Annotated in this window: 15 protein-coding genes; 1 reads left to right on the forward strand and 14 read right to left on the reverse strand. The window is 45.9% G+C overall.

Annotation, left to right across the window (positions count from 1 at the left end; translation table 11 throughout):
- Positions 1-62 precede the first annotated feature (62 nt).
- From ACNA6I_RS05935 to ACNA6I_RS05975, 9 genes are all read right to left on the reverse strand, one after another.
- Entirely contained in the window at positions 63-1,241 is a 1,179-nt protein-coding gene (locus tag ACNA6I_RS05935; RefSeq protein ID WP_048003604.1) for a TraB/GumN family protein, read from the reverse strand.
- A 110-nt stretch (positions 1,242-1,351) separates the two neighbouring features.
- Positions 1,352-2,626, reverse strand: a complete 1,275-nt coding sequence (locus ACNA6I_RS05940) for a histidine--tRNA ligase (RefSeq protein WP_148795128.1) — start codon at positions 2,624-2,626, stop codon at positions 1,352-1,354.
- 239 nt (positions 2,627-2,865) lie between these two features.
- On the reverse strand, positions 2,866-3,573 hold the full coding sequence (locus ACNA6I_RS05945) for an HAD family hydrolase (protein WP_416313060.1): 708 nt from the start codon (positions 3,571-3,573) through the stop codon (positions 2,866-2,868).
- A gap of 203 nt (positions 3,574-3,776) precedes the next feature.
- Entirely contained in the window at positions 3,777-3,995 is a 219-nt protein-coding gene (locus tag ACNA6I_RS05950) for a hypothetical protein (RefSeq protein ID WP_416313061.1), read from the reverse strand.
- A complete protein-coding gene (locus tag ACNA6I_RS05955) occupies positions 3,961-4,884 on the reverse strand; it encodes an alpha/beta hydrolase (RefSeq protein WP_416313062.1) in 924 nt (307 codons plus the stop codon). The genes ACNA6I_RS05950 and ACNA6I_RS05955 overlap by 35 nt, the downstream gene beginning before the upstream one ends.
- Positions 4,881-5,531, reverse strand: a complete 651-nt coding sequence (locus ACNA6I_RS05960) for a class I SAM-dependent methyltransferase (protein WP_367258034.1) — start codon at positions 5,529-5,531, stop codon at positions 4,881-4,883. Before ACNA6I_RS05960 ends, ACNA6I_RS05955 begins: the two co-directional genes overlap by 4 nt.
- Complete coding sequence (locus tag ACNA6I_RS05965; protein ID WP_053071924.1) at positions 5,528-7,309, reverse strand: ATP-binding protein; 1,782 nt, start codon at positions 7,307-7,309, stop codon at positions 5,528-5,530. The genes ACNA6I_RS05960 and ACNA6I_RS05965 overlap by 4 nt, the downstream gene beginning before the upstream one ends.
- Positions 7,310-7,345: 36 nt before the next feature.
- The gene (locus tag ACNA6I_RS05970; RefSeq protein ID WP_416313063.1) at positions 7,346-7,819 is read right to left on the reverse strand and encodes a GNAT family N-acetyltransferase; all 474 of its coding nucleotides are present in this window, start codon (positions 7,817-7,819) and stop codon (positions 7,346-7,348) included.
- A gap of 231 nt (positions 7,820-8,050) precedes the next feature.
- Entirely contained in the window at positions 8,051-9,145 is a 1,095-nt protein-coding gene (locus ACNA6I_RS05975) for a citrate synthase/methylcitrate synthase (protein ID WP_252266498.1), read from the reverse strand.
- Between the two features lie 102 nt (positions 9,146-9,247).
- Here ACNA6I_RS05975 and ACNA6I_RS05980 point away from each other — a divergent pair, with 102 nt between their 5' ends.
- A complete protein-coding gene (locus tag ACNA6I_RS05980) occupies positions 9,248-10,135 on the forward strand; it encodes a LysR family transcriptional regulator (RefSeq protein WP_416313064.1) in 888 nt (295 codons plus the stop codon).
- Between the two features lie 24 nt (positions 10,136-10,159).
- Here the strand turns inward: ACNA6I_RS05980 and ACNA6I_RS05985 are convergent, their stop codons facing one another.
- The 5 genes from ACNA6I_RS05985 to ACNA6I_RS06005 form a co-directional block, all read right to left on the reverse strand.
- The gene (locus ACNA6I_RS05985; protein ID WP_416313065.1) at positions 10,160-10,630 is read right to left on the reverse strand and encodes an 8-oxo-dGTP diphosphatase; all 471 of its coding nucleotides are present in this window, start codon (positions 10,628-10,630) and stop codon (positions 10,160-10,162) included.
- Positions 10,627-10,980: a n-acetylglutamate synthase gene (locus ACNA6I_RS05990; RefSeq protein WP_187427049.1), complete on the reverse strand. Its 354-nt coding sequence runs from the start codon at positions 10,978-10,980 to the stop codon at positions 10,627-10,629. Before ACNA6I_RS05990 ends, ACNA6I_RS05985 begins: the two co-directional genes overlap by 4 nt.
- 383 nt (positions 10,981-11,363) lie before the next feature.
- On the reverse strand, positions 11,364-11,621 hold the full coding sequence (locus ACNA6I_RS05995) for a hypothetical protein (protein WP_156489339.1): 258 nt from the start codon (positions 11,619-11,621) through the stop codon (positions 11,364-11,366).
- Between the two features lie 205 nt (positions 11,622-11,826).
- Positions 11,827-12,087, reverse strand: coding sequence for a hypothetical protein (locus tag ACNA6I_RS06000; protein ID WP_048003598.1), 261 nt, complete (start codon positions 12,085-12,087; stop codon positions 11,827-11,829).
- Positions 12,088-12,181: 94 nt separating this feature from the next.
- Positions 12,182-12,790 carry a DedA family protein gene (locus tag ACNA6I_RS06005; protein WP_063191511.1) on the reverse strand — a complete coding sequence of 203 codons (609 nt, stop codon included), beginning with the start codon at positions 12,788-12,790 and terminating at the stop codon, positions 12,182-12,184.
- Between the last annotated feature and the right edge of the window lie 18 nt (positions 12,791-12,808).

Raw genomic sequence — 12,808 nt, forward strand, 5'->3', positions numbered from 1 at the left:
GAGCAGGATACCTGCTCCTTCTTTTTTTAACTAGAGGATTGAGAGTGCAAACCATTGCCTGCTCAAGTGAAATTCTTAATGAATAACCTTACCACATCGGCTCCTCCGATGATCGTCCCCAAGGTACTTCCAAGGTTCGCCAATACAACAATCAGCAGGACCCTAGTCACCTTGTTGTTCCAAAACCCTTTCACGCTCAGGACATCCTCCGATAACGTATCAAAATCTTTTACACTTGGACGCTTAAAATATGCCTGCACAAAACCTGCGAACCACCCTGCTGCGAGGAGCGGATGCAAAGAGGTGATGGGTGCGGCAATAAAAGCTGTCAAAATGGCTAGCGGATGCCCCATCCCTATCAATACCCCAAGTGCTGAAAATCCGCCATTCCACAAGATCCAACTGATGGATTGGTCGAAGCCGGCCGAAGGGTTATTGATAAAGGTATAAACAATCAATGCGATGATGGCAAGCGGGATCATCCAACCGATGATCTTCGGTGCCTTAGATTTTGGAGGGCGCTCAGATAATCTTTTCAAGTCGTGCTCTTTATGGATTTCCTTGGTGATCCCAGGAACGTGAGCAGCTCCCAGGACTGCAACCACCTTTTCTCCAGGCGCTGTTCTGATCTTTTGGGCCAGGTACTGATCGCGTTCATCGATAAGGGGTGTCTTTAACTGCGGAAACACCTGAGTGAATTCATTGAGCATGGAGTCAAGCATATCCTTCGATTTGATCCTCTCCAGTTCTTCTTCTGTGATGCTTTCATCGCTGAAGATGCTGAAAATGATCTGGGTGAGCAGTTTTGCTTTACCGGTGAATCCGAGATTATTCCAGATCCGAGAAAACGTGACCTGAATGTTTCGATCGGCAAGTATCAGCTCTGCTCCCGTCTCTCTGGCAGACTCGATTCCCTGAATCATTTCCTGTCCTGGTTTGATTCCGAACTGCTTGGCCATCCGTTTTTGGAATGATCCAATGGCAAGATTCATAAGGAGCAGGGTTGCTTTTCTCTCTTTGATCACCTGGAAGATATCCGTCTGCTTCCATTTATCTCCTTCGACAATGGATTGATAACGCGGTTCATCCAGCTCAATGCACACTGTATCCGGCCTTTCCCGCTCAATAACCTGCTTCACCTGCTCGGCGCTTTGTCTGGAAACATGGGCCGTGCCGATGAGGATGAATTCTTTGTCTTCAATATGTATCCTGGTAATGTTCTGTTCTGATTCAATTGACATAGGGTACCTTCCTTTTCAAGCAATGGACATTCTCTATCATATGATAAACTAGTTTTGGCAAAATTTAAATAAAATCATCTTCTAGTTGTCTTCCTTCATTGACCCGCATGTCATTTGAAAACCCATTCTGTCTGCTTACCCGTTTTCATATCCTTTACCATGCATATCCGGTTTGAAACCTCCCTTTCTCCAATCACCGCTACAAACGGGATCCCTGCCTTATCGGCATAGTCCATGCTTTTTCTTACGGATCTTCCAGACATGTCCACTTCGACCCTGTTCCCCTCTTGCCTGAGAACCCGTGCCATCCGAAAGGATTCTTCCATTTCTTGGACCGGAATGATCAAGTAATCCACCCAAGGTTCGGGGGTGGTTTCTTCCTTTTCCAAAAGGGCTGTCAAAATGACGTCCAAACCGAAGGAGATTCCTACAGTTGAATAGGATCCCTCCTCCTCCCCTTTCAATCCGGCAATGGCATTATTATAGCGACCGCCGCTTCCGATGCTCGACCGCAGGCCGCCGTCCTTCAGGAAGAGTTCATAGATGGTACCCGTATAAATGTCCAGTCCCCTGGCAAGGTATGGATTGAATTGGCACTGAGCTTTCAATCCCAAACCTTCAAGGATTTGCTCTAGCTCTTTCAGTTCCTCCAGCCCCTCAGAGATCAATGTGTTTTTTTCTATATAGGGTGAAAAGTACTCCAAGCAAGTGGGGGAATCCAAGATGAACTGCTTTGTTTCTTTTAATGCTACGACACTAAGTCCTTTTTTCTTCAGTTCCTCTTCACATGCTTCCAGGCCGATCTTCTCCAATTTATCCAGGACGAGGATCACTTCCCCACTTTTCTCAGGAGGGATACCGAAGGATTCCAGCATGCCTGCAAGCAGCTTCCGGTTATTGTATTGGATGATCACTTCCATTTCCAGCCGGTCGAACGCATCCAGTGCCATCATGATAAGCTCTGCTTCTGCTGCACATGAATCGACCCCAGTGACGTCTACATCACACTGAGTGAACTCCCTCATCCTTCCTTTTTTGATTGGGCCGTCCCTGAACACTTTACCGATTTCATAGCGTTTAAACGGCATTTTCAACGTCGGATTCATAGCCACTACTTTGGCATATGGAATCGTTAAATCATAACGCAGGGCAAGATCGCGTTCCCCCCGGTCGCTCAGCACGTACATCTCCTTCAAGATTTCCGCCCCACCCCCATATTTGGAGGCCAACAGATCCGAATAATTGAGTATCGGCGTTTCTAACGGCTTACAGCCGTATTGTATGAACACGTCTTCCAGTGTATTCCTCACCTTTCTTCGAATTCCTTCAGCTTCAGGCAAATAATCTGCTGTTCCTCTTACATTCTGATAATCCATCTTTCTCATTATGTGATCCTCCTTTTTAATTCAAAGGCACCTTATCCAGAACACAAAAAACCGCAGCTGATCTAAGTAGAGACTAGAGTCAGATGCGGTTCAATGGGTAATAGCCTTCCTGATTTTAAAAACAACCAGCAAGGCTACTTGATATGATGATGGGATTGTGTCTGAATGAATAAAGTCATAAGAAACACCTCGAATTTTCACAATAATAGCACAATATCAATGATCAGGCAAGCTTTCATTTATATAGATTCGGAGGAATGATGCCTAGGCAGGGTTGGCCTTTCAACGTCCAGATTTCTCAAAACACCCATGAGCTCAGGAAGCTGATCGATGATGGCATCTGCATGATCCGGTACGCTGTACCCATCACCCCGGAGCCAAATCGAGGTCATACCTGCCTCCTTGGCACCCTTCACATCATTGATGGGGTGGTCGCCCACAAATGCGCATTCCTCAACCTTCACGCCCATTTTGCCGGCAATCGATTGAAAGATTCTCTTATCCGGTTTGCGCAGGCCTTCCGATTCTGAAATGAGGATTGTATGTGCATATAGATGGATGGATAAAGCCTTCAGGTTGTCAGATTGAAACTGATGGAATCCATTTGAGATTATCCCGATCAGCATCCCGCGTGCACGCAGTTCCTTCAACACCTCTTCCACTGGGCCCAAGGGGATGCAGTGATGGTGAAAATGGGTTAGATAATCAGACAGAAGCTCTTCTATGGTACACCCCCTCAGGTCGAATTCCCGAATCAGGGTTTCATAAACGATATCCTTCCATACATAACCCCGATCATCCAACTCGATGAAGCGATCCATGAAGAGGTCCTTTTTCATCTGATGAAACATACTCAGCCGTACGTATTGATCCTCCAGGAAGGAATGGAGAGATCCATCCCTGTCCAGAAGAGTGTTATCAAGGTCAAAACAAACCGCTTTGATCATTGTACAGACCTCCTATCCAGCATTTTGAACTTTTTTATGGCCTGTGAATACATTCCCGTTTGGAGTGTGTGGAAATCCCTCTTTGTCTACCATCAAGTACCTGCAAACCCCGAGACACGGAGTCATCTTTTTGCCGGGCAGCTGTCTGTTCATCCTCTTTTGACGATCAGTATTCAATCCTTCGAGAACCGATCACACCTCTTTCAACGGCAAGTCAGCCTGACTTCTTCCGTCAAATCTTCACTCCCATCTAGATGAACGCTTACAATCTCCGTATCTCTATATCCGGTATCCATTTTGATTTGATTGATCCAGCGGCAAATCAGAAGCGGGATATCTGATCGTTTCCTCACATCAAATTCCCCGCCCTTTCTCATATGTATCCCATCAATGGATAGGACAAGATCCACCAGCACCTTCATTTTCCTGCACCTTCTTCGTCAGATGATGAAAGGCTTCCACGACGACGTCGGGTCGATTAAGATGTACCGCATGTCCTGATCCTTCCGCCACGATGAACCGGCTGCCTTCCGTCAGCCTTGTCTGTTCATACATCAGCTTTTCCCAAAGGGATTCAAATATTCTTTTCTCCCACTCAGGGAGTCCATCTTCTTGCCGTATTATAGATTTTTTATCACGGGCAATGACCACTAAAGGGATTACAGGAAACCGAGGACCATTCTTAATTATCCATGCGTCCTCCTTCCACCATGTAACCTCCGAGTGCATGGCTGCATACATGAGTGGATTCCATTGGAAATCGCTGAGCTTTTCAAGCAACGGAGTGGGCAGACCAGAGTCCCAACCGAGGGGGATTACAACCTTAAGCTCTTCGCGAGTCTTCTCGCTATAGGATAGACAGGTTTCGAGCCAGGCAGCATCATTGTCTGCATCCATCACAGGGAGATCGAGATCGTCGAGTCGATGAAGGTTGACTGAGGTAGAATCCACCAGAAGAAGCGCTTTGATCTTCGAAGGGTACCATCGAGCAAAATGCTGTGCACACAGCCCTCCATATGAATGCCCGATGAGCATGATCGGTTCATGGATCCCTAGTAAAGGAAGCAGCTCATTCAGTTCTTCGGCAATGGCCCCCGTCCTTCGGGTATGATCCCCGATCTCACTCTTGCCAAGGCCAGGTCGATGAAATAGAATGACCCTGTGATTCCTTGAGAGAGCCTGCACCACTGGATGCCATTCCCAAATAGGCGAATTCATGCCAGTCAAGATGACCACGGGCGCACCTTCCCCCATTTCCCATACTTCCATAGCGGCACCCCGGACTTTTATGAAGCGAATCTGCTCGTTCATCCTGCTTTCTTCCTAACAAGGAGCTCAATGACGCCATGATAGTGGGGCTCGCCGTGTGTAAGATCCAAACGATAGGATTCTGTCATGATCAGAACGTCGAAATCTGTGAAATAGTCAAGGAGGGAACTCTTGGAGAAAAAATGGATGTACGTTTCATTCTTTTCTCTATAGAAAGTTCCTTCATCCACTTTTGCAGCCATCTTCTCATTCCTCGCATAGGCAGGATCCTCGCGACTGAAAGCTTGAATGTAGACCATTCCTTTCTTTACAAGACCGCTGATGGCCTTATGGAGGATTCGTTCGATTTCAAGCGGATGGAAGAAGTTCAGTACGTTGCTTAAGATAATCAGCGAATACGTTGAAGGAGGTACAGGGAAACGCGTTATGTCAGCGACAAACGCTTCCATCTCCACCCCCGACTCAATGGCGATTTCCCCGCAGCGCTTGACGGCAGCTGAGGAATAATCGACACCGGTGACGGGATGTCCTTTTGCGGCGAAATAATACGCGTTCCTCCCCTCCCCCATTCCGAGATCTAAAATGGCGTCTCCTTCATTAAGGAGAGAGCTGTATTCAATAAGGGATCGATCAGGACGCTTTCCCCACAGGTTGTCCGTTTTTCGATATGCTTGTTCCCAACTGTTCATACCACCGTGCTCCTTCCGTCTAACTCTTCTTTCGGCGGTCGGCTTTCCATCGGAACCGGATCAAGGGTGATGGTGACGACCGTACCCCATCCGATTTTGCTTTTCACCTTCATTTGTCCGCTGTAATCAGCGATCAATTTAAAGCAGATGGTCAAACCGATCCCGGTGCCTTTTTCCTTATTGGTATAATAAGGCTCACCGATCCTGGACAGTCGTTCTCTCGCAATACCCCGACCATTATCGAGAATCCGAATCCTGGTCTTCCCGCTTTTTTCATCGATTTTAATCTTGATTTTACCCATTTTAGGAAGTGCTTCAAAACTATTCTTCAAAATATTGATGATCACCTGCTTGAAATGGGATTTCTCGAATCGGACCAGGTGTCCATGGTCAAGCGTATTGTGGATGCTGATGCTTTTATTTTGTTCCATGGCAATGGCTTCAAACAGAAGCTTGATGGTATTGACTTCATGCACGACGGATATGGAAGTGGAGCTATCACCGGTATCTTCCACTTGTGCTTCAGGTTTGGCGAGAAGCAATAATTCCTTCAAAACCTCATTGATGCGATCGATTTCTTCAAGGACGATATCTTCGTATCCATTTTCTTTCTGAACTTCTTTTGATAATTGAATAAATCCCCTGACCGTTGTCAATGGATTCCGTATCTCATGGGCGATGCTCGCTGCAAGTTCCCCGATGACTTTTGATTTTTCAGACGACAGCAACAAACGCTCATTTTCTTTTTGCTTTGAGAAGTCGATTCCGTAGAACAATGTGTGATATTCCTTCTCGGCTTGATCCAACTTTTGGAACCCCCACTGGATATAGTACGGCCTGCCTGTTTTATTAACGAATCTCTGTACGTCTTTACGTAAGGGGTTGATCGAGTAGGGAGGCTCTGCCAGTACGCTGAAATCTTTTCCCGTTAGCTCGGTTTTGTCCACATCCCAGAGTTTTTCTGCGGAGTCATTAACCTTGATGATCTGATTTGATTGGTTCATGACGATCAAATAGTTCGGATTCAGATTCATGATGGCTTCCAAAAGCTCACTCTGTTTCGCCAGACGGGTGTTTGCCTGCTTTACACGCGCTGTCTGCATCTGAAAGAAACCGATGAATAAAAGGATGGCGACAAGAATGGAATTGAAACTTGAAAAGAATAAGGGGAATAACCCAAATCCACTTGTCACTCCATTCAAGAACACGAATAGTGCACCAATGATCAATTTTCCATAAAACAGCTTATAGATCGGGTCCTTCATCAAGATGGTGACCCTAAGAAGCAGGAAGGTGTGTATGAATACAAGGAAAATATTCAGGAGGAACGTCCAGTTCAGGGATCCATAGACCGGAAGCCAATGGGTAGGGGAATATACCCTCCCCGGGGCTACCATATACGACGTGACTCCATATTCCGTGAAATTGATGATATAAACCAGAATACTGTATCCGATCATCACACTCAGGCTTGTTCGATTGATCCATTTCCTGTAGCGTCTCAACTCTTCATGTTCACTGACCAAATAGTAAATGAAATAATAGATGATCGGCATGATCAGTATCGGACCGACCCTGAAAATCCTGAATAAACGGTCAATCACCTGCTCTGACAGGAGCCCGTCTGCATAGAGGGACGCGATTTCAAGCTGCCATGCCCCGAGCAGGACCAGAAAGCAGGCAAGGGCAACGGAGACAGTGGATCTGGAGTAAATGATCAATGAAATCGAGATGATAAATGGTATGAATGCGATAGCGACTAACAGCATATACTCCATGCGTATCCTCCTCCACTAAAGGGTCATTGGATGTTTTCAAAGTTGTTTGTTTAATAGAATCTCGTCCCTAATGGGAATTCCGTTTTCAGCTATATATGGAATCGAAGGTTTATGAATTCTGGCTGTTTCCACAGCGTTGCATTTGAGGTCTATTAATTGGAAGCCCCTTCGCTGGTAAAACCCGAGAGCGTTGAGATTATCATTTGTCGTAATGACGGAAAGGGAAAGACATCCATTGATGACGGCTTCCTCTTCCACCCTTCTTAGAAGGAATGAACCGATGCCGACTCCTTCCCGCAAGCTGTCCAATGAAATGATTTCACACTCTTGATTTCCGTACACAAACGTAATAAGTCCCAGGATCTTGTTGTCTTCTAAACAAGCAAATCCGTCCAGGTTGACACAATCATGGATGCCTGTAGAGATGACCATCTCTGTACCTCCCCAATGCCTAAGGAAGAATCCGACTCGTTGTTTGACCTCTATCTCCTTAACAGGTACTACATTCAAGGCACTCACCCCCGTTTTTTCCATCCGTATAGTGCTCTCTTATAACTTACCATAAATATCCTTAAAATCATGGCTTATTTCATCTTTTTTTGACAAAATGTGTGTTTCATCCCCTATATTATGCATTTTTTTCACCTGTATGGCCCATTCGTCTCATTCCTTTGCAACACCTTCTTCTCAATGCATGATAAAAAGCCCTCCATATAGATGGAGGGCCATGCAGTGTACTGGTCAAATGGGTTCCGCAAGGCTTCCGATGTAGTGAGATTGCGGCCTGAATATCGTATTATCTTCGGATTGCTCGAGTACATGGGCCGTCCAGCCGACAGCCCTAGCAGCTGTAAATGTTGGGGTGAAGAGGTGATCAGGAAGATGGATGGCCCTCATGATCGATGCAGCGTAATACTCCACATTCGTATAAAGACCCCTGCCCGGTTTCAGTTCTTCAAGGAGTTTGACAGCGATCTCTTCAATCGCAATGGCGAGATCAAGCTCCTTATTTTCCCCGCGGAATTCAAGTAGTTTGCCTTTAAGGGCTGTCGCTCGGGGATCACGCGTCTTGTAGATCCTGTGACCAAACCCCATCAGTTTTTCCCCTCGGGAAATCTTCTCCCTGATTACGTTCTCTCCGTTTTCTTCCCTCCCTATTTCCTCCAGGAGAGCGATTACGCCTGTCGGTGCCCCTCCATGAAGAGGCCCTTTCATCGTTCCTATCGCTGAAATGACGGATGAAATCAGATCGGATTCAGTAGATGCCGTGACTCTTGCGGAAAAGGTCGAAGCGTTCATCCCGTGCTCCATGGTCAGTATCATATAGGTTTCGAGGGCTTGGGAAACAGCGCGATCGGGATCGGCTCCTGTAAGCATATACAGATAGTTTGAAACATGCCCCAGTTCTTCATGAGGCTCGATAAAATCCAACTCCTTGAGATGACGTTCTCTGTATGCGATGATGGTCGGGATGAGTGCCGTAATCCGTACTGCTTGATTCAGGGTAGGCTTCCACCCATATTCGGATCCCCCTTCAGCTGACAAGACGGTCCTCAGCACGCTCATGCGATCCATGTTTTCAGGAAGACGTGTAAGGACATCCAGCATAGCTTCAGAGAGCGTTCGGTTGTTTTTCAACTCCTCCACCATATGTTCGCCTTCTTCTTTGGAAGGGAGTCTACCATACCAGAGAAGAAACGCTGCTTCTTCAAATGAACATTTTCCCGTAAGAGTCCGTACATCATGTCCTCTATATATAAGAATACCCTTCTCTCCATCAATATGGCTGATGGCCGTTTGAGCGGCTACGATTCCTTTCAATCCCGGTTGATACATGCTCTTCACTCCTCACTGGTTATTAATCTCAGTGTATAGTAGAGTATTAATTAAGAACATTATATTTATTTGAATGGATCAATTACTTTTTTTAATCAAGGAGTGATTCAGTTGGAGTTGAACTGGCTACGCACGTTCATCGCAGCTTCTCAGACACGCAATTTCAGAAAGGCATCTGAACAATTGTATATATCTCAGCCATCCGTATCGGTCCATATCAAGCAGCTGGAAAAAGAGCTGGGTGTGGCCCTTTTTGAACGGAGCAACAAGAAAGTTGCATTGACCGAAGCAGGTCGATACTTTGTGGGGGAAGCTAAAGAGATGGTGAGGGTTCATGAAGATGGATTGAAGAAAATGCGATCCTTCATGCAAGGGTATACCGCTGCATTGAAGATTGCCATCTCTCCCTTGATAGCCGATACCATCCTGCCTGCCGTATTGAAACGATTCATGAACGAATATCCGTACGTTGAAGTGGACGTGAAGATCATCGAGTCCAGTGATATTGAACGTGCCGTCATGAATGAAGAAGTTGATATCGGGCTATCCTGTCTTCCCTCCCTTCATAAAGAGGTAGGAAGTGAAAAACTCTACTCGGACAGGGTCATGCTCGTCGCGCCGCATGATGGGAGAGATTTTGAATCCGCCCTTCCCCTCGATGAAGAAGAAGTTCTCCACCATGCCAGGATCCTCACCCATAACCACCCAGGTTATTGGGAGGAACTGTGCGAGATCCTGAAACATTTTTACCCCAACTCCAAGATGATGAAGGTTTCACAAATCCACATCACTAAACGATTCATTGCCGAGGGGCTTGGCGTATCGTTTCTGCCTTCTTCCACAGTCAGAAGGGAACTCCTTGAAGGGAGACTGATGGAAATTCCAGTCCGTTCGTTTGAACTACCGGAAGCAAATGCATACTCCCTATGGAAATATCCACATGAAATCCAGCAGCAATTCCTTCAATTCTTGTCCCGCTTCCATTATTAACGTGCTCGTCTTCCCATGTCTCCTTCATGTGACAGTTATACTGACATCACCCTCGCAACCTCTCGATTCATTCCATGTCACATGTATCTCGAATGTACCTTTTTTCAAGAGGTAAGGGAATCGCATCCTGATGGAAGCCTTCATAGGGAGCCCTGGAACGTCGGAGAGGGCAATCCACGTGGGAATTCCCTCCGCCGGGTTTTTCAAGAGTTCTCCGGAAAACTCAGTCGTAAGATAATTAAAGATGATATACCTTTCCATTCTTTCAGGATTGACATACTCATAAATCCCTTTGTATTGTAGGTTCTTTACTTCAAGACCGGTCTCTTCCTTCACCTCGCGGATTGCGGCTGCGGTAAAGGATTCAGGAAACTCTACTTTGCCACCCGGAGGGATAAAACCTGTAAAATCATCGTGCTGCCGGTCGATCATCAAGACCCGATCTCCGTCCTTGATCAAGCATAGCGTCCAAAACTTTGTATGTATGATGGTCAACGGTCTCCTTCCACTATTTCCCTTATCACAGAATGACCCTTCGACCTTGCTTCATCCAGCCATTCCCAGTCCTCCTTCAGTTCAATTCTCCCATCATCCAGAAGAGTCGGAGTGGATCGACATATCCCCCCACGGATAGCTCCATCCACATTCACATGATTATAGCGGAAATCAAGACATCCATCATCGCCAACCAATCCGATAAGGAAGCCTTTTTGTATTTCCCCACCTTCATACGAACCAGTCAGAAGGTCTCCTTCCTGCTGGTATGTGAAAATGGTCCGTGTCGAGACCTCCCCGTTTTCAGAGTTTTCTACTGCAGTAAATGTTCGATTATGATAGTTGATCAACAATCTATTCCTCCTTCGACATGATTTTCACAGTATAACAACGATTGAGTGATTATTCAATATTGTCTGATAATAAATGGAGGACTGATTGAAAACTTGAGATAAAAAGAGGTTGAGGCAAAACAAAAAGGTGCCATTGAATGACGAACACTGGTAGCCCGGGCCTCCTCGGCAAGGCGGCGGGGTCTCCTCTAAGCTACTCTACCCGCAGGAGTCTTCGTCCTGCATTCCTATCAACCGCAAGAAACAAGAAAAACGGAATATTCATGAAACAAATTAAAAACCCGAATTCAATTGCCTGATCGTAGGCAACTGGATTCGGGTTTCGCTATGACAAAAACATTTTTGTCCCGGTCTCGCTTCATATCTATATACATTAATCATCAGCGGCCAAGATAATGCCTGATGTCTTCCTTTGCCATCTGGACTGCTTCATCGAATGTGTTTACATTATTTGATGCCCATGAATTGTATAATTTAATCAAATCGGTGCGATTATACACCTGTCCACCAAATTCCTCATAGAAATAGATCAACAGTACGTTTACGACTTCTTTTGGAAGCAGGTTTCGCTTTTCAATCCCTTTGAGTGAGATGATTTCAAGCCCCCTGAGGTCCTCTTTTAAGATTGACCGAGTCATCTCAAATGGATCTGCGCGATAACAGAGATCAATCTCTTCTGTGCTTAAATTTTGCAGTTGCATGGCCCCCTGCCCCTTTCTCTACCTATCCTGATTATATCAGATAGATGGGTAACGGTTCCAACTATAATGTGCAGTTGTAACTTAATTGTAAACGTTTGTTCACCCTTTGTTCATCAAACTCAACGACCTTTTCAGTCAAGGTTTACTTTTTTAGTCTTGCCTTTAATTCTTCCAATTCCTCCAGAGAAAGAGAAGGCAAAAGATGCTGAATTTCCTTTTCCAATACCTTTTTGTTTTTCTCCCGGTACTGCTGCCACCACTCCCGGAGTCCGTTCGTATGCTCCATGAGGTACTCGAGATCGATTTCTTCTACTTCATCGTCGGACAAATAGTGCAGGGTGGAAGCGAGCAGCCTCTCGAGGTTCTTATATTCCTTTTCCATATTCTCACTCTTTGATGTCATGAACGCATGCCTCCTTAATTGTAGTATAGCCCGCAAGATTCCGTTCCACACAAAAAAACGGCCAGGCTCACATAGGTGAGCCCGGCCCGAGATATTACTTCTTCTTGAATCGCTTCATCCACCTGTATGCAAAATAGAGCAGTACCAATGCGATGAGTGCGTAGGCGACGTAAGAATATACGTCCATGTATTGAACGATCCTGTCCCATGAATCTCCAACAGCCGATCCCACCCATACAAGGACAGTATTCCAAATTAATGTACCGATTAGCGTGAAGAGAAGGAAGTACATAAATTTCATCTTCGCAACGCCTGCAGGAATCGAAATGAGGCTTCGGATCAACGGCACCATCCGCCCAAGCAGGACGACACGATACCCATAATGGTCAAACCATCGATCGGCTTTCTTTATATCATCTGGTTTGACCCTGAGGATATGGCCCCATCTATCAACAATCCGTTCAAGTTTGTCGGCTGAGAGTAACACCCCGATCCCGTAAAGGATGATGGCCCCCACGACAGACCCTGCCGTTGAAGCGAGAATGACGCCCGGAATCGTCATACTGCTCGTTGTGGTCATGAATCCGCCGAACGTCAGGATGATCTCAGAAGGGATGGGTGGGAAGATATTTTCAAGTGCCACCAATAAAAAGATCCCAAGGTAACCGTATTGCTCCATGCTTTCAATAATCCATTTTTCCATGATTCCCTCCAAAGATGG

The sequence above is a fragment of the Rossellomorea sp. FS2 genome (assembly GCF_047915635.1).
GTDB lineage: Bacteria > Bacillota > Bacilli > Bacillales > Bacillaceae_B > Rossellomorea > Rossellomorea marisflavi_A.